Below are 23,865 nucleotides of genomic sequence, written 5' to 3' on the forward strand. Positions count from 1 at the left end.
CGAACGGTCCCCTCTCCCTGTGGGAGAGGGCTAGAGTGAGGGCCGATCCAAGCTCAGAGTTATCCGGTAAGAGCAGACCACGGCCGCACTACCCAAATCACAGGCAAAAAAAGGGGACACCGGGGTAAGCGGTGTCCCTTCTAAAGGAGAGTGGGCCAGAAGGCCCCTCAACCGGTGAGACGTGGCGCTTCGGACAAGTCCGCCGCGCCGGGCATAAAAGAAGGGAGTGGGGGTAACCAATCCCTGAAAGGTGAGGGAGGAATACTCCCCCTCAACCGGTGAGATGTGCCCGGCTCGCGCCGGGCGGATGATCAGGCGCGCAGCGGAATCAGGCGCGGGGCGATCATGTTTTCCGGCAGCAGGATGTCGGCCAGGGTGGCTTCGTCCAGCAGTTGCTCCTCGCGAACCAGTTCCAGTACGCCGCGGCCGGTTTCCAGCGCGATCTTGGCGATGCGGGTGGAGTTCTCGTAGCCGATGTACGGGTTCAGCGCGGTGACCAGGCCGATGCTGTGCTCCACCAGCTGGTGGCAGCGCTCGACGTTGGCGGTGATGCCGGTGATGCAATGCTCGCGCAGCATGTCCATGGCGCGCTGGAGCAGGCGGATCGAGTCGAAGATCTTGTAGGCGATCAGCGGCTCCATCACGTTGAGCTGCAGCTGGCCGCCTTCGGCAGCGATGGTCAGCGCCAGGTCGTTGCCCATGATTTCGAAGGCGCACATGTTCACCGCCTCCGGGATCACCGGGTTGACCTTGCCGGGCATGATCGAGCTGCCCGGCTGACGCGGCGGCAGGTTGATCTCGTTGATGCCGGTGCGCGGGCCGCTGGACAGCAGGCGCAGGTCGTTGCAGATCTTCGACAGCTTGACCGCGGTGCGCTTGAGCATGCCGGAGAACAGCACGAAGGCGCCCATGTCGGAGGTGGCTTCGATCAGGTCGGCGGCCGGGACGACAGGCTGGCCGCTGATTTCGGCCAGGCGCTCGACGGCCAGCTTCTGGTAGCCGGGGTCGGCGTTGATGCCGGTGCCGATGGCGGTGCCGCCCAGGTTCACTTCGGTCAGCAGTTCCGGCGCCAGGCGACGCAGGCGGTCGAGGTCTTCGCCCAGGGTGGTGGCGAAGGCGTGGAATTCCTGGCCCAGGGTCATCGGTACCGCGTCCTGCAGCTGGGTACGACCCATCTTCAGTACGCCGGCGAATTCGACGCCCTTGGCAGCGAAGGCCTGGATCAGGCTGTCGAGGCTGGCCAGCAGGGTGTCGTGGCCGAGCAGCAGGCCCAGGCGGATGGCGGTCGGGTAGGCGTCGTTGGTCGACTGCGCCATGTTCACGTCGTTGTTCGGGTGCAGGTACTTGTACTCACCCTTGGTGTGGCCCATGGCTTCGAGCGCGATGTTCGCGATGACTTCGTTCGCGTTCATGTTGGTCGAGGTGCCGGCGCCGCCCTGGATCATGTCCACCACGAACTGGTCGTGGAAGTCACCGCGGATCAGACGGGCACAGGCTTCGCTGATGGCGGCGTGCTTGTCTGCCGGCAGGTGGCCGAGCTTGTGGTTGGCATCGGCTGCCGCCTGCTTGACCATCGCCAGGGCGACGACCAGTTTCGGGTAGTGCGACAGCGGCACACCGGAAAGGCGGAAGTTGTTCACAGCGCGCAGGGTCTGGATGCCGTAGTAGGCGTCAGAAGATACTTCGAGGGTGCCGAGGAGGTCTTTCTCGATGCGGAACGATGCAACAGGGGACATGACGTAGTTTGTCTCAGGAGGACACGGCCAGTGCCGCGATGCCCGGTAGACTAAGGATTTCGCCATTTGTCGGCCAATGCTGTTGGAGGCTGCCTCATGCACGAACGGCATAATGTATTCTGTGACGAACTGATGACGGCGAGCGTGTGGGTGTGCTACGCGAGCCGGAATCCTGTTCTGTCGATCAACCTGTGATCGCGTTGGAGTTGACGTGAATCTCGAAACCAAATGGCTGGAAGATTTCAGCACCCTGGCCACGACCCGCAGTTTTTCCCAGGCTGCTGAAAAGCGCTTTGTTACCCAGCCCGCGTTCAGCCGGCGCATCCGCAGCCTGGAGGACGCCCTCGGCCTGACCCTGGTGAACCGCCAGCGCACGCCCATCGAACTGACCGAGGCCGGCCAGCTGTTCCTGGTCACCGCCCGCGCGGTGGTCGAGCAGCTTGGCCAGGTAGTGCGCCACCTGCATCACCTGGAAGGCGGGCAGGGCGAGGTGTTGCAGTTCGCCGCTGCGCACTCGCTGGCGCTGGGCTTCTTCCCGGCGTGGATCGCGCGGTTGCGCTCCGAGGGCCTGAACATCGCCAGTCGCCTGGTGGCGACCAACGTCGGCGAGGCGGTGCATCTGCTGCGCGAAGGCGGCTGCGACCTGATGATGGCCTTCTATGACCCGGACGCCGCCTTGCAGATGGACCCGGAAGTCTTCCCCTCGCTGCACCTGGGCCGCACCGAGATGCTGCCGGTGTGCGCGGTGAACTCCGCCGGCGTGCCGCTCTACGACCTGGACAGCGGCCAGAGCGTGCCGCTGCTGGCCTACAGCGCTGGCGCCTTCCTCGGTCGCGGGGTCAACCTGCTGTTGCGCCAGCGCAACCTGCGCTACACCACCGTCTATGAGACGGCGATGGCCGACAGCCTGAAGAGCATGGCGCTGCAGGGCATGGGTGTGGCCTGGGTGCCGCGCCTGAGCATGGAGTCGGAGCTGGCGCGCGGTGAGTTGGCGCTGTGCGGCGGCCCGCACTGGATCGTCCCGCAGGAAATCCGCCTGTACCGCTGCGCCCTGGTGCGCAAGGCACAGATCCGTCTGCTCTGGCGCAAGCTGGAAGGCGGCCTGGGGCTGGACGAGACGCCCTGATCCGCAGACGGAGGCGGACGACCGGGGCTGTTCCGTTTATTTGATAAGCATTATCATTTGCGGCTTTCCAGGGTCTTCCCCTCGCGCCGGCTTCGGTGCGGACCGCTGGCGAGCCTGCATCCCACGATGTCCCATTCCGACCGCCCGGCCGACTCCCGCGCCGCGGACGCCCCGGCGCCCGCCGAAGCGCTGCCGCGCGAGGAATTCCTGCAGGTGTTCCTGTCCCAGCGCCCGCGCATGGAGGCTCTGGTACGCCGCCGCGTCGGCTGCCGCGCTACCGCGGCGGACCTGGTGCAGGACCTGTTTCTGCGCTTCTGGAAACGCCCGCAGGCGCCGGTGGAAGAACTCGCCAGCTACCTGCTGCGCAGCGCGCGCAATCTGGCCATCGATCACCTGCGCGGCGAGGATTCGCGCGGCCGCACCCTGAGCGCGCTACTCCCCGATGAGGATGACGCCCAGCCCTCCCCCGAACAGGCGGTGCAGGCCGGCGCCGAGCTGGACCTTATAGAAGACGCGTTGCGGCAATTGCCCGAACGCACCCGGCACATCTTCCTGCTCAGCCGCGTGCATGGCCGCACCTATGGCGAGATCGCCGCGGCCATGGGGCTTTCCCAGAGCGCGGTGGAAAAACATATGATGCGCGCCCTCGATGCCTGCAAGGCGAGTCTCGAACTCGCCGCGCCGGCCGATCGCCGTGGAGCCGCCAACCGATGAAGCCCGAAATCGCCACCTCGCCCGAGGACGCCCAGCGCCAGGCGCGCCAGTGGCTGCTGCGCTTGCAGGATCGCGGCGGCGAGGCCTGGCTGGGCGCATTCCAGGCCTGGCTGGCGGCCGATCCGCAACATGCCAGTGCCTATGCCGAGGTCGATGCACTCTGGCAGGCCAGCGCCAGGCCGGCGCAGCGCCTGGCGGCGGAGGAGGGCGATGCATTGAATGCCTATCTTGCCGCGATGGACCGCCCGGCTTCCCGGCGTCGGCCGCATGGCCACAGGCGTTGGACTTACCCGCTGGCCAGCGCCGCCTGCCTGCTGCTGATGCTCTGGGCCGGCGGCTGGTGGTCGCCGGGCCACTGGCTTGCCGACCTGTCCGCCGACTACGTCAGCGCGCCGGGTGAGGTCCGCGAGATCACCCTGGCGGACGGCTCGCGCCTGACCCTGGATGCCGACAGTGCCGTTGCCGTTTCCCTGGACGGCGAACAGCGCCGCGTCGACCTGCTGCGCGGTGCGGCGTCCTTTGCCGTGAAGCATCTGCCCAAACCCTTCGTGGTGCGTGCCGGCGAAGGCGAAGCGCGAGTGCTGGGCACCGAATTCGAAGTCCGTCGCCTGGGTGGACAGACCCGCATCACCGTCGCCGAAGGCCGTGTCTCGGTACGCGGCAGCCACGCGGTTGGCGTCCCGGAAGTGGTGCTCGGCGCCGGAGAACGCGTCGCCATCGATGGCACCCGTCTGGGCGAGGCACAGCCCGCCGACGCCCAGGCTGCGCTGGCCTGGCGCCAGGGTTGGCTGACCTTCTACCGCGCGCCGCTGGGCGAGGTGCTGGAGCGCCTGAGCACCTACTATCCGGGCCGCATAGTCCTGCTGGACAACGAACTGGCGCAGCGTCGGGTCAGCGGCAGTTTCCGCAGCGCCGACCCGCAGGCCGCGCTGGATTCGCTGCAGGCGGTGGTGGGCTTCCGTCAGCAGCCGCTGCTCGGGCGCTTCGTGCTGATTCGCTGAGCGCAGAAAATATTTTCGGAAAAGGGGTGAGGTACTGCGCCGGCTGCTCCGTGTAGTGGTCATGAATGCGATTTATTCGCATGTGTATCGACCTTTCGAGCAAGTGAGCCCCGATGACCCCGCTGCGCCGCGCTGTCCCCGAACTGTCCCTGAAACCGCTCGCCGCCTTCGTGCTCGGTGCCATTCTGGCCGCTGCGCAGGCACCGGCCGCCTTGGCCGAAGAAGCCGCTGCCGGCTCCGCGCTGCAGGCGAAATACGCTTTCGCCATCGCCGCCCAGCCGCTGCCCCAGGCACTCAGCGAGTTCAGCCGGGTGACTGGGCTGAGCGTGGTCTACACCGATGAGGCGCCCTACGACCTCAAGGCCCCGGCAGTCTCCGGCCAGTTCAGCGCCAATGACGCGCTGAATCGCCTGCTCGCCGGTTCCGGCTACCGCTTCCGTGCCCTCGACGGCCGCAGCCTGACCCTGGAACGCCTGCCCGCCGACACCCTGAGCCTCACCGACACCACCGTCACCGGCCAGGCCGCCTCCAGCAGCTACCAGCCGGCACCGGTAGCCTCCATCGGCCGTACCGACACGCCGGTGCTGGAAACCCCGCAGAGCATCGTCACCGTGCCGGCCCAGGCGCTGCGCGACCAGCAGCCGCGCAACCTCGACGACGCACTGGGCAACATCAGTGGCGTGACCCAGGCGAACACCCTCGGCGGGACCCAGGACGCGGTGATGAAGCGTGGCTTCGGCGACAACCGCGACGGCTCGATCATGCGCGACGGCCTGCCCTCGGTGCTGGGCCGCAACCTCACTGCCACCGCCGACCACGTCGAAGTGCTCAAGGGCCCGGCCTCGCTGCTCTACGGCATCCAGGACCCCGGCGGGGTGGTCAACGTGGTGAGCAAGAAGCCGCAGCTGCAGCAGTACAACGCCGTCACCCTGCGCGGCTCGACCTACGCCCATGGCAAGCAGGGCAGTGGAGCGCAGATCGACACGACCGGCGCGCTGGGTGAAAGCAACCTGGCCTATCGGTTGATCGTCGACCATCAGGACGAGAACTATTGGCGCAACTTCGGCCAGCAGCGCGAGACCCTCGTCGCGCCATCGCTGGCCTGGTACGGCGAGGACACCACGGTCAACCTCAGCTACGAACACCGCGAGTTCAAGACGCCGTTCGACCGCGGCACCGCCATCGACCCGCGCACCAACAAGCCGCTGGATATCCCGCGCACCCGCCGCCTGGACGAGCCGTTCAACATCACTGAAGGCCGCTCCGACCTGACCCGCCTGGACATCGAGCACCGCCTCGACGACGCCTGGAAGGCACACTTCGCCTACGGCTGGACCCGCGAAACCTACGACGACAACCAGGCGCGGGTGACCAAGGTGAACAGCAACGGCACCCTGACCCGCCGCACCGACGCCACTCACGGCGCGGTGAGCAGCGACAGCTTCGCCACCGCCGGCCTGAACGGCGACCTGCAGCTGGGTGGCTTCCGCCACGAACTGACCTTCGGCATCGACAGCGAGAAGCGCAAGATCTACCGCGCCGACCTGATCCGCGACACCAGGAACACCACCTTCAACTACCTCGATCCGGTTTACGGGCAGATATCCCCGGCCACCGCCGTCAGCCCCGGCGACAGCGACCAGACCGACAAGCTGCGCAGCGACTCGCTGTTCCTGCAGGACTCCTGGCACCTGGACGAGCACTGGATCCTGGTGGCCGGCGCGCGCTACCAGATGTACGACCAGTACGCCGGGCGTGGCCGGCCGTTCAAGGCCAATACCGATATCAGTGGGCAGAAGTGGGTGCCGCGGGCCGGGGTGATCTACAAGATCAACGACGAGATGTCGCTGTATGGCAGCTACACCCAGTCGTTCAAACCCAACTCCACCATCGCGCCGCTCTCCACCGGCGAGGTGATCGACTCGGCGATCCAGCCCGAGGAGGCCTCGTCCTGGGAGATCGGCGGCAAGCTCGACATCCCCGGCCGCGTCACCGCCAACCTGGCGTTCTTCGACATCCGCAAGCGCAACGTGATGGTCACCCAGCTCGAGGCCAACGGTGACAGCTACGTCAGCACCGCCGGCAAGGTGCGCTCCTACGGCGCCGAACTGGATGTCAGCGGCCAGCTGAGCGAGAGCTGGAGCCTGATCGGCAGCTACGCCTGGCTGGATGCGGAAGTGACCGAGGACCCGGTGCTGGAAGGCAACCGCCTGCAGAACGTGGCCAAGGAGACTGGCTCGCTGGCGGCGGTGTACGACGCCGGCGCGATCTTCGGCGGCGACAACCTGCGCCTGGGCGGCGGCCCGCGCTACGTCGGCAAGCGCGCCGGCGATCCGTCCAACTCCTTCGAGCTGCCGTCGTACACCGTCACCGATGCCTTCGCCAGCTACGACACCCGGCTGGGCGGGCACAACGTCGGCTTCCAGTTCAACGTGAAGAACCTGTTCGATCGCACCTATTACCCATCGGCGGCGAACAACCTTTACGTTGCCGTGGGCGAGCCGCGGCAGTTCGAGTTCTCCACCACTGTGGAGTTCTGAGGCGGGAGCGTCCTGCGAGCCGGTAAAGAGGCCGGGACGCTTTTGTAGGATGGGTGGAGTGCGACCGTAGAGTGCGGCGGCTACATCTCCACCACGATCCGCCCTTCGATCTGCCCGGCGCGCATGCGGTCGAGGATGGCGTTGATGTCGTCCAGCTTGCCGGCGGCGACGGTGGCCTTCACAAGGCCTTCGCCGGCGAAGTCCAGGGCTTCCTGCAGGTCCGCGCGGGTGCCGACGATGGAGCCGGTGATGTGCAGGCCCTTGAGCACCACGTCGAAGATCGGCGTGGGGAAGTCGCCCGGCGGCAGGCCGACCAGCGACACGGTGCCGCCGCGGCGAGCCATGCCGATGCCCTGGCCGAAGGCGCTGTTGGACACGGCGGTGACGACCACGCCGTGGGCGCCGCCGATATCGCGCTGCACCACTTCGACCGGGTCCTCCTTCTTCGCATTGACGGTCAGGCTGGCGCCGAGCTTGCGCGCCAGTTCCAGCTTGGCGTCATCCACGTCCACCGCCACCACGTGCAGGCCCATGGCCTTGGCGTACTGCACGGCGACGTGGCCGAGGCCACCGATGCCGGAGATCGCCACCCACTGGCCGGGACGCGCCTCGGTTTCCTTCAGCGCCTTGTAGACGGTGACGCCGGCGCAAAGAATCGGCGCAATCTCGGTGAAGCCGACATTCTTCGGCAGCAGGCCGACGTAGTTCGGGTCCGCCAGCACGTACTCGGCGTAGCCGCCGTTCACCGAGTAGCCGGTGTTCTGCTGGCTCTCGCAGAGGGTTTCCCAGCCGGTCAGGCAGTGCTCGCAGCAGCCGCAGGCGGTGTACAGCCAGGGCACGCCGACGCGGTCGCCTTCCTTCACCCGGGTGACGCCCGCACCGACAGCGGCGACGAAGCCGACACCCTCGTGGCCGGGAATGAACGGCAGGCTCGGCTTCACCGGCCAGTCGCCTTCGGCGGCGTGCAGGTCGGTGTGGCAGACGCCGGAGGCTTCGATCTTCACCAGAATCTGCCCGGGGCCGGGCAGCGGGACTTTGACTTCCTCGATCCGCAGCGGCTCGCCAAAGGCATGGACGACGGCGGCTTTCATGGTCGTGGGCAGGGTCGTGGACATTGCGCTCGCTCCTTGAAGGGTGAGGGACCTGCCCGTCCGGGCAGGATCGTGTCAGACGAGTCTGAGCCTCTGAGCCTAGGCCATCTTGAGCTGCGGCAAGCTTTTCCGAGGTCGTCGTAGGCCGTGTCGGTGCCGGAATGACGAAATCGGGACCAACGGTCATGCCCAGTGCACTGCGCCACATCCTTTGCGGTATACTGCGTCGCCTTCAAGCCGGCACTGCCCGCCGGTTTGGCCACGTACAAGCCACGCCCTCACGGAGTCGTGGCTTGTTGGTTTCTGACGCGCCCAAGAGCGCACTTGAGAGAGGCACGACGATGAGCGCACTGGTTGGCGTGATCATGGGTTCCAAATCCGACTGGAGCACCCTGAGCCACACCGCAGACATGCTGGACAAGCTCGGCATTCCGTACGAAGTGAAGGTGGTTTCCGCCCACCGTACGCCGGACCTGCTGTTCCAGTACGCCGAAGAAGCCGATGGCCGCGGCATCGAAGTGATCATCGCCGGCGCCGGCGGTGCCGCCCACCTGCCGGGCATGTGCGCCGCCAAGACCCACCTGCCGGTCCTCGGCGTGCCGGTGCAGTCCTCCATGCTCTCGGGCGTCGACTCGCTGCTGTCCATCGTGCAGATGCCCGCGGGCGTGCCGGTCGCCACCCTGGCCATCGGCAAGGCTGGCGCAACCAACGCCGCCCTGCTCTCCGCCAGCATCCTGGGCGCCAAATACCCGCAGTATCACGAGGCGCTGAAGCAGTTCCGCGCCAACCAGACCGAGACGGTGCTGGACAATCCCGATCCGCGCGAGGCCTGAGTACGACCATGAAGATCGGTGTCATCGGTGGCGGCCAGCTGGGCCGCATGCTGTCCCTGGCGGGCACTCCGCTGGGCATGAACTTCGCCTTCCTCGACCCGGCGCCGGACGCCTGCGCGCAAGCCCTGGGCGAGCACATCCGTGCCGACTACAGCGACCAGGACCACCTGCGCCAGCTGGCCGATGAAGTCGACCTGGTGACCTTCGAGTTCGAGAGCGTGCCGGCCGAGACCGTGGCCTTCCTCTCGCAGTTCGTGCCGGTCTACCCGAACGCCGAGTCGCTGCGCATCGCCCGCGACCGCTGGTTCGAGAAGTCCATGTTCAAGGACCTGGGTATCCCCACGCCGGCCTTCGCCGACGTGCAGTCCCAGGCCGATCTCGACGCCGCGGTGGCCAGCATCGGCCTGCCGGCGGTGATGAAGACCCGCACCCTGGGCTACGACGGCAAGGGCCAGAAGGTCCTGCGCAAGGCCGAGGACGTCAGCGGCGCCTTCGCCGAACTGGGCAGCGTGCCGTGCATCCTCGAAGGCTTCGTGCCCTTCACCGGCGAAGTCTCGCTGGTGGCGGTGCGCGCCCGCGACGGCGAAACGCGCTTCTACCCGCTGGTGCACAACACCCACGAGAACGGCATCCTGCGCCTCTCCGTGGCGAGCACCGACCACCCGCTGCAGGCGCTGGCCGAAGACTATGTCGGCCGCGTGCTGGACAAGCTGCAGTACGTGGGCGTGATGGCCTTCGAGTTCTTCGAAGTCGACGGCGGCCTGAAGGCCAACGAGATCGCTCCGCGTGTGCACAACTCCGGGCACTGGACCATCGAAGGCTCCGAGTGCAGCCAGTTCGAGAACCACGTACGCGCCATCGCCGGCCTGCCGCTGGGCTCGACCGCGAAAGTGGGCGAGAGCGCCATGCTCAACTTCATCGGCGAAGTACCGCCGGTGGAGCAGGTGCTGAACATCGTCGACTGCCACCTGCACCACTACGGCAAGGCCTTCAAGGCCGGACGCAAGGTCGGCCACGCCACCCTGCGCAGCGTCGACCTGCCGACGCTCAAGGTGCGCATCGCCGAAGTCGAGGCGCTGATCGCCAAGGGCTGAGGCTGCGTCGATCACGCTGGACATGAGAAAGCCGCGTCAATCGCTGACGCGGCTTTTTTCATGGGCGATTGGCAGAATGCTGTAAGGCCCGCGAAACACCTGCGCTCGCTCTGGCGCGCGGGAATACACGGAACGCGAGGCTTTCCTACACTGTCCCATGACACGCGCGAACCCACCGCGCACATCCCATAAGGAGGGACTGTCATGGGCTTCATCGGAACCATCGTCATCGGCCTGATCGTCGGACTCATCGCACGCTTTCTGAAGCCGGGCGACGACAGCATGGGCTGGATCATGACCATCCTGCTCGGCATCGGCGGCTCGCTGCTCGCCACCTACGGCGGCCAGGCCCTGGGCATCTACGCGGCCGGTCAGGCGGCAGGCTTCATCGGCGCAGTGATCGGCGCCATCGTGCTGCTGGTCATTTACGGTCTGATCAAGAAGAATTGACGGTGATTTCCGCCCCTCTCCCGCCATGGGGGAGGGCGCAGGAAGCTTATCCCGCCTGTGCCCGACCGGGCCATTCGAGTCCAAGATGCGCCGTACATTGCTCGCCTGCAGCCTCGCGCTGCTGACTTCCCTGGCGTCCGCCGCCGAACTTCCCGAAACCGACTGGCTGTCCCTGATGCCGCCCAGCGACCGCAAGGCGCTGGAAGACATGCCGGAAATCACCCACAACGGCCCCGAGGCCAACGGCACCTTCGACAGCAAGGGCGGCCTCAAGCAGCACGACAAGAAGCTGCCGCAGGTGATGTATTCGACCAAGACCGTGGCCGCCCTGAATGGCAAGGCTCTGCGCCTGGGCGGGTATCCGGTGCCGCTGGAGAACGATGCCAAGGGCCGTGTCACCGAATTCTTCCTGGTGCCCTATCCGGGCGCCTGCATCCACGTGCCGCCGCCGCCGCCGAACCAGATCGTGCTGGTGCGCTACCCCAAGGGCATCCGGATCGACGACATCTACAACCCGATCTGGGTCAGCGGCACGCTGAAGGTGGAGAAGGTCAGCAATGACCTGGCCGATGCGGCCTATGCCATCGACGACGCCAAGGTGCGGCCGGTGGAAGAGAGCGACCTGTAAGCGATTGCTCGCGTAGGAGCAACTGTCTTCTTCTGATCGCTTGTGCCTCGGATTTCCCCTCTCCCCCGCCCTCTCCCTTCAGGGAGAGGGCAGTCCCCGCGAAGAACTTTACGTAGGAGCGGACTCCGTCCGCGATGCTATCCGGCGCAATGCGGGGCCAATCGCGGACGGCGTCCGCTCTTGCGATATCGCGTGCCGTCAGGAGCGTAGGGCGAATAACCTGGAACAGGTTATCCGCCGGATTGTCTGCGGCGGATAACGCTGGCGCGTTATGCGCCCTACGGGAAGATCACGCCTGCAGCGGTTCGCTCCAGATCTCCACCTTCATGGTCTCGCTGCGCCCCGGCGCCACGCTCATCACGTCGTCCCAGACCCGCGCCGTCTCGATGCAGAGCATGCCCTGCCAGGCGTCGGCCTCGAACTGCGACAGGCGCGCGGCCTTGTCGATCCACGGGTTCCACACCACCGCCGAACGCGAGCCGCTGGCCTGGATGTGGATACCGCGCTCCCAGGCCGGATCGCGGATCACCAGTGGTTTCTCCACGTCCAGGTAGATGCGGTCGGTTTCCCCGGCGATGCGCACCACGCCGTGCTGCTCGCGCAACTCCCACTTCTCCAGGGTTTCCACGTAGCGGCAGCCCTGCAGTCCGTCGATGCTGGTCTGGCGCACGTCGCCCACGGCGAAGTAGGTGTGCAACGCCTGGCTGACCGGCAGCGGCGCATCGCCCAGGTTGTGGGTGGTCATCTCCAGGGTCAGGCGCTCGCCGAAGCGCATCACCAGCCCCAGCCGCGCCGAGTGCGGCCAGCCGGGCAGGCCATGGCGTGCGTCGAAGCTGAAGTGCACGGAGAGCTGGCCCAGTTCGTCGGCAATATCGTCCAGCTGCCAGTCCACCATGCGCACCAGGCCGTGGGCCGGCGCCTTGTCGCCCTGGTAGGCGGTGCGGATTTCCACCGGGTTGCGTTCCAGGTTGCCGAACCACGGCCAGCACACCGGCACGCCGCCGCGCAGGGACTGGCCGTGGCGGTATTCGGCGGTTTCGCTCAGCCACACCAGCGGCGGCTGCTCGTGGGGCTGGTAACTGAGCAACTGCGCGCCCTGTTGGGCGATCAGGGCTTCACCATGGGCGGTGTGGATGCGCCAGCAGGGCAGTTGGTCGATCTGCACCTGTTCGACGCGGGGAGTCTGGATGTCGCTGCTCATGGTGGTCTCCGGAACTGCGCTGCGAAAGGGTCAGTATCACCGATCCTTCGCGCAGCAGGCAGTTCCCGGAGAATGAAAAGATCAGCCCTGGCGCAGGTCTTCGAGCCGTTTGCGTTGCTGACCGTCGGCATCCAGGTTGGACGCGTCCAGCCAGCGCTCGAAGGCGTGCTGGCAGCGCGGCCATTCGCTGTCGATGATGGAGAACCAGGCGGTGTCGCGGTTGCGGTCCTTGACCACGGTGGCCTGGCGGAAGGTGCCCTCGAAGGTGAAGCCCAGGCGCGCGGCGGCGCGCATGGAGCGGGCGTTGAGTGCGTTGCACTTCCATTCCAGGCGCCGATAGCCCATCTCGAAGGCCCACTTCGCCAGCAGGTAGACCGCTTCGGTGGAAGCGGGCGAGCGCTGCATCACGCGGCCATAGGCGATGTGGCCGATCTCGATGCTGCCGTCCTTCGGGAATATCCGCAGGTAGCTGAGCAGACCGACCGCTCGGCCGCTCGCGCGATCGATCACGGCGAAGAACAGCGGGTCGTTGCTCGCCGCGTTGCCCGCCAGCCAGGCATCGAAGGGCGCGCGCTCGGGGAAGGGGCCGTAGGGCAGGTAGTCCCACAGCACCGGGTCGGAATCCGGGCCTTGCAATGCCTGCCACAGATCATCGCCGTGGGTGGCGACGTCCAGCGCTACGAGGTTGATGTAGCGACCGGTCAGGGTGCGGCGTTCGGGGCTGGCGGCGGGGCGCCAGTTCAGCAGGGGTTGGTCGTTCATGGGCGCTCCGGCTCAGAGAATCTTGCGGTACTGGACGAACCCGGAGCGGTCGGCGATCCGGTCGTAGAGGAACATGGCGTCGGTGTTGCTCTCGTGGGTCAGCCAGTGCACCCGTGCGGCGCCGTTGGCGCGGGCGTCGGCGTAGACGTACTCGATCAACTGCGCACCGATGCCGCCGCCGCGCTGGCCTTCGGCGACGTACAGGTCCTGCAGGTAGACGTAGTCGCCTTGGGTCCAGCAGGAACGGTGGTAGATGAAGTGCACCATGCCGATGGCCACGCCGTCGCGCCAGGCGAGGGCGGCATGCATCGGTTCGGCCGCGTCGAGGAAGCGCTGCCAGGTGACGGCCGTGGTGGCCTCGTCGATGGTGGTCTTGTAGAAGTGCTGGTAGCCCTGCCAGAGCGGCAGCCAGGCGGCGTGATCAGCGGCGCTGATCGGGCGGATCTCGATGGCGGAAGACATGGTGAAGGCCTTGTGTGCGTTGGAATGCTTCCAGCCTAGGTCGGGAATTGGTTCTGCTAAAGAGCCATTCATGGTGAAATCAAAGGAACCATTGCCGCCGTCTGGAAGCCGACTCCATGAGCGTCCCGTTGCCCTTCAATCCCTCCGGTATCCGCCTCGATCCGGCTCGCCCGTTGGGCGTGCAGCTGTTCCAGGCGTTGCGCGAGCGCATCCTCGACGGGCGCCTGGCGGCGCGTTCGCGGTTGCCGGCCAGCCGCGACCTCGCCTCAGCGCTGGGGGTCTCCCGCAATACCGTGGTGCGCGCCTACGAACAGCTCTACGCCGAGGGATACATCGAGGGCCGCACCGGCGACGGTACCTATGTGGCCGAGCGGGTGCAGCCTTCGGTTGACACCGTGCGCAACGAAGCACGCAGCCCGGATGCGCCGTCCCTGGAGCGCCTTGCGCGGCACCATCTGCCCATGCCGCCGACGGGTGCGCCGCGCGCTTTCCGCGTGGGCGTGCCGGCCTTCGACCTCTTCCCCTTCGATACCTGGGCGCGGCTGCAGGCGCGCTTCTGGCGTGATCCGCCTCTGGATTGCCTGGGCTACGGCGACCCGGCCGGCGAGCAGCGTCTGCGCGAGCTGGTCGCCGCCTACCTGCGCAGCACTCGCGGCCTGCATTGCGATGCCGGGCAGATCATCATCACCAGCGGCGCCCAGCAGGGCATCGCGCTGTGCGCCCAGGTGCTGCTGGCCGAAGGTGATGGCGCGGCCATCGAGAACCCCGGTTACCGCGCCGCCGGCCACGCCTTCGCCACGGCGGGCGCGCGCCTGCATGGCGTGCCGGTGGATGCCGATGGCCTGTGCACGGAGCAGTTGGCCCGGTTGCCGGATTGCCGGCTGGTGTATGTCACGCCCTCGCACCAATACCCCACCGGCGTGACCCTGTCGCTGGCGCGGCGCCTGGAGTTGCTGGAGTGGGCCGAGCGCAGCGGCGGCTGGATAGTCGAGGACGACTACGACGGCGAGTACCGCTACAGCGGCACCCCGCTGATGCCGCTGGCCGCGCTGGACCGCCATGACCGTGTGCTCTACGTCGGCACCTTCTGCAAGATCGCCTTCCCGGCGCTGCGCCTGGGCTACCTGGTCGTGCCACCGGCGCTGGCGCAGGCCTTCGCCCGCCGCCGCGCGCTGGACGTGCGTCACTCCGAAGTCGGCACCCAGCGGGTGATGGCCGACTTCATCAGCGAAGGACATTTCCAGCGTCACGTCCGCCGCATGCGCCGCGCCGCCCGCAGTCGCCGCGATGCCCTGCTGCGTGGCTGGCCGGAAGTCGCCGGGTGCGCGCCGATGCCGGCGGTGGAGGCGGGACTGCACCTGTGCGTGCGGGTCGACAGCCGCGCGCGTGAGCTGGAGCTGGTGCAGCGCGCGGCGGCGGTTGGTGTGGAGGTGAATGCGCTGAGCGATTACTGGCTGCCGGATTCTGATGAGCCGGAAGATCAGCGCGCCGGACTGGTGCTGGGCTTTGCGGCAGTGCCGGAGGCGCGAATTGCCGAGGCGCTCAAGGCATTGCGCAAGGTCTGGCGCTAAAGAGCCCCTCTCCCTGGCGGGCGCGTTCAGCTTCCGCGCAGATGACAATGTCAGAGCGTAGGGCGAATAACCGTGCACGGTTATCCGCCGTCGGATCTCAGACACCTCGCGGGGGGCGGATAACGCTTGGGGCGTTATTCGCCCTACGTTTTCCCAGTGGCTTGTAACTTCCGGCTATTTCCTTAGCTGCCTTACGAAGTTGGCGACAGGCGCTACGCTCCCTAGAATATCGCCCCTCTCGAAAATACCCCGGAGCCGCCATGAGCCTAGCCCTGTCCACCGTCCCCGAGCGCAAGTCGACTGCGCCCTGGGTCGCCTCCTCCTGCTGCTGGCGGGTGCTCTGTTCCTCGCCCAGGTGGTGAGCGGTCGGCAGGCACTGCTGTTCCTGGTCGGCGGTGCGCTGGGGCTGACGCTCTACCACGCGGCCTTCGGCTTCACCTCGGCCTGGCGCGTGTTCATCCGTGAACGCCGTGGCGCCGGCCTGCGCGCGCAGATGGTGATGCTGGCGCTGGCGGTGCTGCTGTTCTTCCCGGCGCTGGCGGCTGGCACCTTGTTCGGCGAACCGGTGAAGGGGCTGGTTTCGCCGGCCGGGACCTCGGTCATCGTCGGCGCCTTCATCTTCGGCATCGGCATGCAGCTGGGCGGCGGTTGCGCCTCTGGCACCCTGTTCACTGTCGGTGGCGGCAACGCGCGGATGCTGGTCACGCTGCTGTTCTTCATCATCGGTTCGGTGGTCGCCACCCACCACATCGGCTGGTGGTTCGCCCTGCCGTCGCTGCCGCCGACCTCCATCGTGCAGTCCCTCGGCCTGTTCCCGGCGCTGGCGCTGAGCCTGACACTGTTCGCTGCCATCGCCGCCATCAGCGTGGTGCTGGAGCGCCGTCGCCATGGCGTGCTGGAGCTGATCGCCAGTAACGGCGAGAAAGGCATCGGCCGCTTCTTCCGCGGCCCCTGGCCGCTGGTGTGGGGCGCGGTGGCGCTGGCGCTGCTGAACTTTGCCACCCTGGCGCTGGCCGGGCGCCCGTGGGGTGTCACCTCGGCCTTCGCCCTGTGGGGCGCGAAGGCGGCGGAAAGCCTGGGCATCGCCGTCGACCAGTGGGCCTTCTGGCAGGTCGACGCCAACGCCAAGGCGCTGGCCGCGCCGGTCTGGCAGGACGTCACCAGCGTGATGGACTTCGGCATCATGATCGGTGCGCTGCTGGCTGCCGGGCTTGCCGGTCGTTTTGCGCCGAGCCTGAAGATTCCCGCGCGCTCGCTGATCGCCGCGGTGATCGGTGGCTTGCTGCTGGGGTACGGCGCGCGTCTGGCCTACGGCTGCAACATCGGCGCGTACTTCAGCGGCATCGCCTCCGGCAGCCTGCATGGCTGGCTGTGGCTGGTGGCGGCGTTCTTCGGTAATGCCGTGGGTGTGCGTCTGCGGCCGATCTTCTTCCCCGCCGAGCGCGTGGAAGAGCGCCTGACCGGCTGCTGAGTCAGGCTGGGCGGGGCGTTTCGCGCTCCGCCCAGTAGGTCTGTTTGTGGCCATGGGCCTGGTAGTCCCGCGCCAGGGCTTCGGCCTCGGCGCGGCTCAGCTGGCGGCGCATGATGAAGCGGTTGCCGTTGTCGTCCAGGCGCAGCAGGCACCAGTCGCGCTCCTCAGGCATTGAAGGTCGAAGTCTTGCGCAGGCGCAGCGCGAGCAGGATCAGCAGGGCGCCGAAGAACATCGAGTAGGCGCCGATCACCCAGGCCACGGCGATCGCCCCGGCTCCGGGGTTGGCGATCATCAGCACGCCGAACAGCACCGACACCGCTCCGGAAAGTCCCAGCCACCATTCGTTCTGCAGCGCCTTGCGCAGACGGATCGCAGCGATGATCTGCAGCACGCCCATCACCAGCGCCCAGCCGGCGATCAGCATCAGCAGGCCCAGGGCCGTCAGCTGCGGCCAGAGGAAGGCGACCAGTCCGGCGGCGATGCCCAGCAAGCCCACCAGCACCAGCGGCCACAAGGGCCGGCCGGATTCGCGCATCTGCGCGGCGGCGATCAGGGTGAACAGCCCGTCGACGAAGGCGTAGGCGCCGAAGAACAGCACCATCACGGTCAGCACGATGCCCGGCCAGACCATGGCCAGGATGCCGAACAGCAGGGCGGCCACGCCGCGCAGGGCGATCCATTTCCAGTGGCGGCCCAGGGCCTGCCAGAGCGGGTGTTGCGACATGGCGACGATCCTCTTCGCGGATATGGCTGAAACCATAGCCCTGACCACTCCGCCGCGCATGATTCCTACTGAAGAGCCCAAAAGAAAGCCCGGCACGGGGCCGGGCTGTGGAAGGCCCGTCGCAACGGGCGGGTGCCGTCTGGCGACGTCACCGGGGAGAGCGGCTGCGACACATCCGGCGCGGATTCTGCGATCCTTGCGGGTTGGAATGCGGCGTAGCGATGAACGGTACGGGCTCCCGCCATGCGGGCGCCTCGAAGGAGTTGATGCCACGCAGCATATTCTTAGTTGATTGAGCGTTCAATAAAAAACGAATAGACTGGCCCACAGTTTCGCCGGACGGCACAGGTACGCCCGGTGATGAGGAGATTGAAAATGCCCAAGGTCGGTATGCAGCCGATTCGCCGCTCCCAGCTGATCCACGCGACCCTCGAGGCGGTGGACCAGGTGGGCATGAGCGACGCCAGCATCGCCCTGATCGCCCGCCTGGCGGGGGTCTCCAACGGCATCATCAGCCACTACTTCCAGGACAAGAACGGGCTGCTGGACGCGACGATGCGACATTTGATGTCGGCCTTGAGCAAGGCTGTCGCCGAGCGCCGCGCTACCTTGCGCAACGACGAACCGCGCTCGCACCTGCGGGCGATCATCGCCGGCAACTTCGACAGCTCGCAGGTCAACGGCCCGGCCATGAAGACCTGGCTGGCGTTCTGGGCCAGCAGCATGCACCAGCCGCAGCTGCGCCGCCTGCAACGGATCAACGATCACCGGCTGTATTCGAACCTGTGCAGCCAGTTCCGCCGCGAACTGCCGCTGGCCCAGGCCCGCAGCGCCGCTCGCGGGCTGGCCGCGCTGATCGACGGCCTCTGGCTGCGGGGCGCGCTCTCGGGCGACGCCTTCGACACCGAGCAGGCGTTGGCGATTGCCAACGACTACCTCGACCAACAACTGGCCAAGCGCCCCGGATAGCGGGCGCAGCCTTGCGCTGACACCGACAAGAGAGGACCACCGCACCATGGCTCGATTCGAAGTACAGAAGCTCTACATTGGCGGTCGCTACGTGGAAGCCACCAGCGGCGCCACCTTCGAGACCATCAATCCGGCCAACGGTGAAGTCCTCGCCCAGGTACAGCGCGCTTCCAGGGACGACGTCGAGCGCGCCGTGCAGGCGGCGGTGCAAGGGCAGAAAGTCTGGGCGGCAATGACCGCCATGCAGCGCTCGCGCATCCTGCGCCGCGCCGTGGACATCCTCCGTGAACGCAACGACGAACTCGCCGAGCTGGAAACCCTCGACACCGGCAAGCCGCTGGCCGAGACCCGCTTCGTCGACATCGTCACCGGCGCCGACGTGCTGGAATACTACGCCGGCCTGGTGCCCGCCATCGAAGGCGAGCAGATCCCGCTGCGCGAGACCAGCTTCGTCTACACCCGCCGCGAGCCGCTGGGCGTGGTCGCCGGCATCGGCGCCTGGAACTACCCGATCCAGATCGCCCTGTGGAAATCCGCCCCGGCCCTGGCCGCCGGCAACGCGATGATCTTCAAGCCCAGCGAAGTCACTCCGCTGACCGCGCTCAAGCTCGCCGAGGTCTACACCGAGGCCGGCCTGCCCGATGGCGTGTTCAACGTGCTCACCGGCAGCGGCCGCGAAGTCGGCCAGTGGCTGACCGAGCACCCGCTGATCGAGAAGATCTCCTTCACCGGCGGCACCTCCACCGGCAAGAAAGTCATGGCCAGCGCGTCCAGCTCCTCGCTCAAGGAAGTCACCATGGAGCTGGGCGGCAAGTCGCCGCTGATCATCTTCGAAGACGCCCACCTCGACCGCGCCGCCGACATCGCGGTCATGGCCAACTTCTTCAGCTCCGGCCAGGTCTGCACCAACGGCACCCGCGTGTTCATCCCGCGCAACCTGCAGGCGCGCTTCGAGGCCAAGGTGCTGGAGCGCGTCAAGCGCATCCGCCTGGGCAACCCGCAGGACGAAAACACCAACTTCGGCCCGCTGGTGAGCTTCCCGCACATGGAGAGCGTTCTCTCCTATATAGAGTCCGGCAAGGAACAGAAGGCCCGCCTGCTGTGCGGTGGCGAGCGCGTCACCCAGGGCGAGTTCGGCAAGGGCGCGTACGTCGCGCCGACCGTGTTCACCGACTGCCGTGACGACATGACCATCGTCCGCGAGGAAATCTTCGGGCCGGTCATGAGCATTCTCGTCTACGACACCGAGGACGAGGCCATCCGCCGTGCCAACGACACCGAGTACGGCCTCGCCGCCGGCGTCGTGACCCAGGACCTGACCCGCGCGCACCGGGCGATCCACCGCCTGGAAGCGGGCATCTGCTGGATCAACACCTGGGGCGAGTCGCCGGCCGAAATGCCGGTTGGCGGATACAAGCAATCGGGTGTCGGTCGTGAGAACGGCCTGACCACCCTGGCTCACTACACTCGCATCAAATCCGTACAGGTAGAGCTGGGCGACTACACCTCGGTGTTCTGATCGCCGCGATCGAGCCATGAAAGGCCGGTCGCAGGCATGACTCCCTGACCACCGGCCATCCCGAACACGCAGACACCGGCGCGCACGCGTCGCGGGCGGTGTCATGCCTGAAAAAGAGGAAGGCCTGCATGTCCCAGGAATACGACTACATCATCATCGGCGCGGGTTCCGCCGGTAACGTACTGGCAACCCGCCTGACCGAGGACGCCGACGTCAGCGTCCTGCTGCTCGAAGCCGGCGGCCCGGACTACCGCGCCGACTTCCGCACGCAGATGCCCGCCGCGCTGGCCTACCCGCTGCAGGGCCGCCGCTACAACTGGGCCTATGTGACCGACCCTGAGCCGCACATGAACAACCGCCGCATGGAGTGCGGACGGGGCAAGGGCCTGGGCGGCTCCTCGCTGATCAACGGCATGTGCTACATCCGCGGCAACGCCATGGACTTCGACGGCTGGGCGCAGGACAAGGGCCTGGAAGACTGGACCTACCTCGACTGCCTGCCGTACTTCCGCAAGGCCGAAACCCGTGACATCGGGCCCAACGATTACCACGGCGGCAGCGGTCCGGTGAGCGTCACCACACCCAAGGCCGGCAATAACCCGCTGTTCCACGCCATGGTCGAGGCCGGTGTGCAGGCCGGCTACCCGCGTACCGAGGACTTGAACGGCTACCAGCAGGAAGGCTTCGGCCCGATGGACCGTACCGTCACCCCGCAGGGTCGCCGCGCCAGTACCGCCCGTGGCTACCTGGACCAGGCCCGCGAACGGCCGAACCTGACCATCGTCACCCACGCGCTGACCGACCGCATCCTCTTCAGCGGCAAGCGCGCCATCGGCGCGACCTATCTGCATGGCGACGACAACGCGTTGAAAGAGGTTCGTGCGCGCCGTGAAGTGCTGGTGTGCTCCGGCGCCGTCGCCTCGCCGCAATTGCTGCAGCGCTCCGGCGTCGGCCCGTCCGCCCTGCTGCGCGACCTCGGTATCGAAGTGGTGCATGACCTGCCCGGCGTCGGCCAGAACCTTCAGGACCACCTGGAGATGTACCTGCAGTACGCCTGCAAGCAGCCGGTGTCGCTCTATCCGGCGCTGCAGTGGTGGAACCAGCCGCAGATCGGCGCCGAGTGGATGTTCCTGGGTACGGGGCTGGGCGCGAGCAACCAGTTCGAGGCCGGCGGATTCATCCGCAGCCGTCCGGAATTCGAGTGGCCGAACATCCAGTACCACTTCCTGCCGGTGGCGATTAACTACAACGGCAGCAACGCGGTGAGCGAACACGGCTTCCAGGCCCACGTCGGCTCCATGCGCTCTCCCAGCCGCGGGCGGATCAATGTGACCTCCCGCGACCCGCGCAAGCACCCGAGCATCCTGTTCAACTACATGTCCTGCGAGCAGGATTGGCAGGAGTTCCGCGACGCCATCCGCATCACCCGCGAGATCATGAACCAGCCGGCGCTCGATCCTTATCGCGGCCGCGAGATCAGCCCGGGCCTGGACAAGCAGAGCGACGCCGACCTGGATGCTTTCGTCCGTGAACATGCGGAAACGGCTTTCCACCCGTCCTGCTCCTGCAAGATGGGCGAGGACGACATGGCGGTGGTCGACGGCGAAGGCCGCGTGCACGGTATGGAAGGGCTACGGGTGATCGATGCGTCGATCATGCCGCTGATCATCACCGGCAACCTCAACGCCACCACCATCATGATGGCCGAGAAACTCGCCGATAAGGTGCGCGGTCGCCCGGCACTGCCACGCAGCACCGCCGACTACTTCAAGGCGGAAGGTGCGCCAGTGCGCGGCAAGCCGCAGCGCTGATTCTCTAAAGCAGAGACGAAAACGCCGGCGAGAGAGCCGGCGTTTTCAGTTATCAGCCACGACGCGGAGGAACCGTACGGGTGCGGCCGCTGCCGTCGATGGCGACGAAGACGAACACCGCCTCGGTGACCTTGCGCCATTCGCTGGACAGCGGGTCATCGCTCCAGACTTCGACCAGCATGCGGATCGAGCTGCGGCCCACTTCCAGGGTCTGGGTATAGAAGGAGAGCTGCGCGCCGACAGCGACCGGGACCAGGAAGGCCATGCGGTCGATGGCTACCGTGGCCACGCGGCCTCCGGCAATGCGGCTGGACATGGCGGTGCCGGCAAGATCCATCTGCGCCACCAGCCAGCCACCGAAGATGTCGCCGAAGCCGTTGGTCTCGCGCGGCAGGGCGGTGATCTGCAAGGCCAGGTCGCCCTGCGGGATGGGATCTTCTTGTTCAAGCTCGATCATAGGTAAGGGCCTCTTGCCCCCGGCGTACTCATGGTGAGGTTGTGGAAAAACTCTCCCAAGACACCTGCCGGCGCAAGGCCTTGGGACAGCTTTCGATCGGCCCGCGCACATTATATAGAGGGCGGGCCGGCACGACGACCGCGGCATTTCGAGAAACTGCCGTAGGTGCGGCCGCTGTGTCGCTATCGCGCAATTTGCTATGGTGCGGCACCTGCGGCTGCCGGCCGCAGCTTCCTTGCCTGCAGAGATAATAAGCACCATGCCTTCTGTGAACGCTCCTGCCGCGCCCGCGTCACGTCCGTTGACCCGCAGCGACTACAAGACTCTTTCGCTGTCCGCCCTGGGCGGCGCCCTGGAGTTCTACGACTTCATCATCTTCGTGTTCTTCGCCACCGTGGTCGGCAAGCTGTTCTTCCCCGCCGACATGCCCGACTGGCTGCGCCAACTGCAGACCTTCGGCCTGTTTGCCGCCGGCTACCTGGCCCGTCCGCTGGGTGGTGTAGTCATGGCGCACTTCGGCGACCTGCTGGGCCGCAAGAAGATGTTCACCCTGAGCATCTTCCTGATGGCCGTTCCCACCCTGATCATGGGCCTGCTGCCGACCTACGCGCAGATCGGCATCTGGGCGCCGCTGGCGCTCCTGCTGCTGCGCGTGATCCAGGGCGCAGCCATTGGCGGTGAGGTGCCGGGTGCCTGGGTCTTCGTCGCCGAGCACGTTCCGCATCGTCATGTGGGCTATGCCTGCGGCACGCTCACGTCGGGTCTGACCGCGGGCATCCTCATCGGTTCGCTGGTGGCGACCCTGATCAACAGCGTCTACAGCGCTGAGGAAGTGCAGGGCTACGCCTGGCGGATTCCGTTCCTGCTGGGCGGCATCTTCGGCCTGTTCTCCGTCTACCTGCGCCGCTGGCTGCACGAAACGCCAGTGTTCGCCGAACTGCAGCAACGCAAGCAGCTGGCCGAGGAAGTGCCGCTGGGTGTGGTGGTGCGTGAGCATCGCCCGGCCATCGTGCTGTCCATGCTGCTGACCTGGGTGCTGTCTGCCGGCATCGTGGTGGTGATCCTGATGACCCCGTCGGTGCTGCAGTCTGCCTACTATGGCTTCGACGCGGCCACTTCATTGAAGGCCAACAGCGTGGCCATCGTCTGCCTGAGCCTTGGCTGCATCCTGGCCGGACGCCTCGCCGACCGCTTCGGCGCGGGTCGTACCTTTATAGTGGGCAGTATCCTGCTGGCTGTTGTTTCCTGGACCTTCTATACCAGCCTCAAGGCGCACCCGGACTGGTTGTTCCCGCTGTATGCGGTGACCGGCCTGTGCGTCGGCGTGATTGGTGCGGTGCCCTACGTGATGGTCAACGCCTTCCCGGCGGTCGTGCGCTTCACCGGCCTGTCCTTCTCCTACAACCTGGCCTACGCCATCTTCGGCGGCCTGACCCCCATGGTGGTTGCTCTCCTTATGAAGGAGGACCCGCTGGGCCCGGCTTACTACGTTGTCGCCCTTTGCGTGGTTGGCCTGCTGGTGGGAGCCTACCTGCTGCGCCAGGAGCGTCGGCTGGCAGGGCGGGAAATGGCGATAAACTGATCAGGCGGACAGTTTTTTGCAGAAAGATTAAATTAGTCGTTGACGGCCGATTTAAACTCCCTATAATGCGCACCACTCCCAGCGACGAAGCGCTGAAAGAACTTGAAAATCAAGTACTTACA

General features: G+C 66.6%; 21 protein-coding genes and 1 pseudogene. 14 read left to right on the forward strand and 8 right to left on the reverse strand.

The genetic code is table 11. The features are described 5' to 3' along the window. Positions 1 to 311 precede the first annotated feature (311 nt). On the reverse strand, positions 312 to 1,736 hold the full coding sequence (locus HNP46_RS33100) for an aspartate ammonia-lyase (RefSeq protein WP_184597676.1): 1,425 nt from the start codon (positions 1,734 to 1,736) through the stop codon (positions 312 to 314). Positions 1,737 to 1,947: 211 nt separating this feature from the next. On the opposite strand from HNP46_RS33100, the gene HNP46_RS33105 reads away from it, so the two are divergent. The 4 genes from HNP46_RS33105 (at position 1,948) to HNP46_RS33120 (ending at position 7,117) form a co-directional block, all read left to right on the forward strand. Next, positions 1,948 to 2,862, forward strand: a complete 915-nt coding sequence (locus HNP46_RS33105; protein WP_184597678.1) for a LysR substrate-binding domain-containing protein — start codon at positions 1,948 to 1,950, stop codon at positions 2,860 to 2,862. 126 nt (positions 2,863 to 2,988) lie between these two features. Next, positions 2,989 to 3,576, forward strand: coding sequence for an RNA polymerase sigma factor (locus tag HNP46_RS33110; protein ID WP_184597680.1), 588 nt, complete (start codon positions 2,989 to 2,991; stop codon positions 3,574 to 3,576). Continuing rightward, positions 3,573 to 4,577 carry a FecR family protein gene (locus HNP46_RS33115; protein ID WP_184597682.1) on the forward strand — a complete coding sequence of 335 codons (1,005 nt, stop codon included), beginning with the start codon at positions 3,573 to 3,575 and terminating at the stop codon, positions 4,575 to 4,577. The genes HNP46_RS33110 and HNP46_RS33115 overlap by 4 nt, the downstream gene beginning before the upstream one ends. A gap of 149 nt (positions 4,578 to 4,726) precedes the next feature. Next, positions 4,727 to 7,117 carry a TonB-dependent siderophore receptor gene (locus HNP46_RS33120; protein WP_409372486.1) on the forward strand — a complete coding sequence of 797 codons (2,391 nt, stop codon included), beginning with the start codon at positions 4,727 to 4,729 and terminating at the stop codon, positions 7,115 to 7,117. A gap of 80 nt (positions 7,118 to 7,197) precedes the next feature. Here the strand turns inward: HNP46_RS33120 and adhP are convergent, their stop codons facing one another. After that, positions 7,198 to 8,232: an alcohol dehydrogenase AdhP gene (adhP, locus tag HNP46_RS33125; RefSeq protein WP_184597686.1), complete on the reverse strand. Its 1,035-nt coding sequence runs from the start codon at positions 8,230 to 8,232 to the stop codon at positions 7,198 to 7,200. A 317-nt stretch (positions 8,233 to 8,549) separates the two neighbouring features. Between adhP and purE the strand changes: the two genes are divergently transcribed. From purE to HNP46_RS33145, 4 genes are all read left to right on the forward strand, one after another. Next, positions 8,550 to 9,041: a 5-(carboxyamino)imidazole ribonucleotide mutase gene (gene purE, locus HNP46_RS33130; protein ID WP_184597688.1), complete on the forward strand. Its 492-nt coding sequence runs from the start codon at positions 8,550 to 8,552 to the stop codon at positions 9,039 to 9,041. A gap of 8 nt (positions 9,042 to 9,049) precedes the next feature. Beyond that, on the forward strand, positions 9,050 to 10,135 hold the full coding sequence (locus tag HNP46_RS33135) for a 5-(carboxyamino)imidazole ribonucleotide synthase (protein ID WP_184597690.1): 1,086 nt from the start codon (positions 9,050 to 9,052) through the stop codon (positions 10,133 to 10,135). Between the two features lie 204 nt (positions 10,136 to 10,339). Beyond that, positions 10,340 to 10,585, forward strand: a complete 246-nt coding sequence (locus tag HNP46_RS33140; RefSeq protein WP_184597692.1) for a GlsB/YeaQ/YmgE family stress response membrane protein — start codon at positions 10,340 to 10,342, stop codon at positions 10,583 to 10,585. A gap of 85 nt (positions 10,586 to 10,670) precedes the next feature. Beyond that, on the forward strand, positions 10,671 to 11,213 hold the full coding sequence (locus HNP46_RS33145) for a DUF3299 domain-containing protein (RefSeq protein ID WP_184597694.1): 543 nt from the start codon (positions 10,671 to 10,673) through the stop codon (positions 11,211 to 11,213). Positions 11,214 to 11,502: 289 nt separating this feature from the next. Here HNP46_RS33145 and HNP46_RS33150 read toward each other — a convergent pair whose 3' ends face one another. The 3 genes from HNP46_RS33150 to HNP46_RS33160 form a co-directional block, all read right to left on the reverse strand. Further along, the gene (locus tag HNP46_RS33150; protein WP_184597696.1) at positions 11,503 to 12,414 is read right to left on the reverse strand and encodes a D-hexose-6-phosphate mutarotase; all 912 of its coding nucleotides are present in this window, start codon (positions 12,412 to 12,414) and stop codon (positions 11,503 to 11,505) included. Positions 12,415 to 12,495: 81 nt separating this feature from the next. Next, positions 12,496 to 13,176, reverse strand: coding sequence for a GNAT family N-acetyltransferase (locus tag HNP46_RS33155; RefSeq protein ID WP_184597697.1), 681 nt, complete (start codon positions 13,174 to 13,176; stop codon positions 12,496 to 12,498). A 12-nt stretch (positions 13,177 to 13,188) separates the two neighbouring features. Beyond that, on the reverse strand, positions 13,189 to 13,638 hold the full coding sequence (locus HNP46_RS33160; RefSeq protein ID WP_184597699.1) for a GNAT family N-acetyltransferase: 450 nt from the start codon (positions 13,636 to 13,638) through the stop codon (positions 13,189 to 13,191). A 116-nt stretch (positions 13,639 to 13,754) separates the two neighbouring features. Here HNP46_RS33160 and HNP46_RS33165 point away from each other — a divergent pair, with 116 nt between their 5' ends. Further along, entirely contained in the window at positions 13,755 to 15,209 is a 1,455-nt protein-coding gene (locus HNP46_RS33165; RefSeq protein ID WP_184597701.1) for a PLP-dependent aminotransferase family protein, read from the forward strand. A gap of 260 nt (positions 15,210 to 15,469) precedes the next feature. Further along, positions 15,470 to 16,680: pseudogene (locus HNP46_RS33170) on the forward strand (YeeE/YedE family protein). A gap of 1 nt (position 16,681) precedes the next feature. Here HNP46_RS33170 and HNP46_RS33175 read toward each other — a convergent pair. Further along, positions 16,682 to 16,852: a hypothetical protein gene (locus HNP46_RS33175; RefSeq protein ID WP_184597703.1), complete on the reverse strand. Its 171-nt coding sequence runs from the start codon at positions 16,850 to 16,852 to the stop codon at positions 16,682 to 16,684. Next, a complete protein-coding gene (locus tag HNP46_RS33180; RefSeq protein ID WP_184597705.1) occupies positions 16,845 to 17,405 on the reverse strand; it encodes an HdeD family acid-resistance protein in 561 nt (186 codons plus the stop codon). Before HNP46_RS33180 ends, HNP46_RS33175 begins: the two co-directional genes overlap by 8 nt. 375 nt (positions 17,406 to 17,780) lie before the next feature. On the opposite strand from HNP46_RS33180, the gene betI reads away from it, so the two are divergent. The 3 genes from betI (at position 17,781) to betA (ending at position 21,704) form a co-directional block, all read left to right on the forward strand. Next, complete coding sequence (gene betI, locus HNP46_RS33185) at positions 17,781 to 18,374, forward strand: transcriptional regulator BetI (protein ID WP_184597707.1); 594 nt, start codon at positions 17,781 to 17,783, stop codon at positions 18,372 to 18,374. A gap of 46 nt (positions 18,375 to 18,420) precedes the next feature. Continuing rightward, a complete protein-coding gene (betB, locus tag HNP46_RS33190; RefSeq protein ID WP_184597709.1) occupies positions 18,421 to 19,893 on the forward strand; it encodes a betaine-aldehyde dehydrogenase in 1,473 nt (490 codons plus the stop codon). A gap of 128 nt (positions 19,894 to 20,021) precedes the next feature. Further along, positions 20,022 to 21,704, forward strand: a complete 1,683-nt coding sequence (betA, locus tag HNP46_RS33195) for a choline dehydrogenase (RefSeq protein ID WP_184597716.1) — start codon at positions 20,022 to 20,024, stop codon at positions 21,702 to 21,704. A gap of 52 nt (positions 21,705 to 21,756) precedes the next feature. Here the strand turns inward: betA and HNP46_RS33200 are convergent, their stop codons facing one another. Beyond that, positions 21,757 to 22,161: an acyl-CoA thioesterase gene (locus HNP46_RS33200; protein ID WP_184597719.1), complete on the reverse strand. Its 405-nt coding sequence runs from the start codon at positions 22,159 to 22,161 to the stop codon at positions 21,757 to 21,759. 259 nt (positions 22,162 to 22,420) lie between these two features. Here HNP46_RS33200 and HNP46_RS33205 point away from each other — a divergent pair, with 259 nt between their 5' ends. Further along, a complete protein-coding gene (locus HNP46_RS33205; protein ID WP_184597721.1) occupies positions 22,421 to 23,743 on the forward strand; it encodes an MFS transporter in 1,323 nt (440 codons plus the stop codon). Positions 23,744 to 23,865 lie beyond the last annotated feature (122 nt).

Origin of the sequence: Pseudomonas nitroreducens, from assembly GCF_014204515.1 — a bacterium.
Classification (GTDB): domain Bacteria; phylum Pseudomonadota; class Gammaproteobacteria; order Pseudomonadales; family Pseudomonadaceae; genus Pseudomonas; species Pseudomonas nitritireducens_A.

Bases quoted from the DNA above. Each gene is read 5' to 3' on its own strand.
- HNP46_RS33115 (WP_184597682.1), top strand. From the start codon at position 3,573: ATGAAGCCCGAAATCGCCACCTCGCCCGAGGACGCCCAGCGCCAGGCG.
- purE (WP_184597688.1), top strand. From the start codon at position 8,550: ATGAGCGCACTGGTTGGCGTGATCATGGGTTCCAAATCCGACTGGAGC.
- HNP46_RS33175 (WP_184597703.1), bottom strand. From the start codon at position 16,852: ATGCCTGAGGAGCGCGACTGGTGCCTGCTGCGCCTGGACGACAACGGC.
- HNP46_RS33135 (WP_184597690.1), top strand. From the start codon at position 9,050: ATGAAGATCGGTGTCATCGGTGGCGGCCAGCTGGGCCGCATGCTGTCC.
- HNP46_RS33200 (WP_184597719.1), bottom strand. From the start codon at position 22,161: ATGATCGAGCTTGAACAAGAAGATCCCATCCCGCAGGGCGACCTGGCC.
- betB (WP_184597709.1), top strand. From the start codon at position 18,421: ATGGCTCGATTCGAAGTACAGAAGCTCTACATTGGCGGTCGCTACGTG.
- adhP (WP_184597686.1), bottom strand. From the start codon at position 8,232: ATGTCCACGACCCTGCCCACGACCATGAAAGCCGCCGTCGTCCATGCC.
- HNP46_RS33165 (WP_184597701.1), top strand. From the start codon at position 13,755: ATGAGCGTCCCGTTGCCCTTCAATCCCTCCGGTATCCGCCTCGATCCG.
- HNP46_RS33205 (WP_184597721.1), top strand. From the start codon at position 22,421: ATGCCTTCTGTGAACGCTCCTGCCGCGCCCGCGTCACGTCCGTTGACC.
- betA (WP_184597716.1), top strand. From the start codon at position 20,022: ATGTCCCAGGAATACGACTACATCATCATCGGCGCGGGTTCCGCCGGT.
- HNP46_RS33140 (WP_184597692.1), top strand. From the start codon at position 10,340: ATGGGCTTCATCGGAACCATCGTCATCGGCCTGATCGTCGGACTCATC.
- HNP46_RS33180 (WP_184597705.1), bottom strand. From the start codon at position 17,405: ATGTCGCAACACCCGCTCTGGCAGGCCCTGGGCCGCCACTGGAAATGG.
- HNP46_RS33160 (WP_184597699.1), bottom strand. From the start codon at position 13,638: ATGTCTTCCGCCATCGAGATCCGCCCGATCAGCGCCGCTGATCACGCC.
- HNP46_RS33150 (WP_184597696.1), bottom strand. From the start codon at position 12,414: ATGAGCAGCGACATCCAGACTCCCCGCGTCGAACAGGTGCAGATCGAC.
- HNP46_RS33155 (WP_184597697.1), bottom strand. From the start codon at position 13,176: ATGAACGACCAACCCCTGCTGAACTGGCGCCCCGCCGCCAGCCCCGAA.
- betI (WP_184597707.1), top strand. From the start codon at position 17,781: ATGCCCAAGGTCGGTATGCAGCCGATTCGCCGCTCCCAGCTGATCCAC.
- HNP46_RS33100 (WP_184597676.1), bottom strand. From the start codon at position 1,736: ATGTCCCCTGTTGCATCGTTCCGCATCGAGAAAGACCTCCTCGGCACC.
- HNP46_RS33110 (WP_184597680.1), top strand. From the start codon at position 2,989: ATGTCCCATTCCGACCGCCCGGCCGACTCCCGCGCCGCGGACGCCCCG.
- HNP46_RS33145 (WP_184597694.1), top strand. From the start codon at position 10,671: ATGCGCCGTACATTGCTCGCCTGCAGCCTCGCGCTGCTGACTTCCCTG.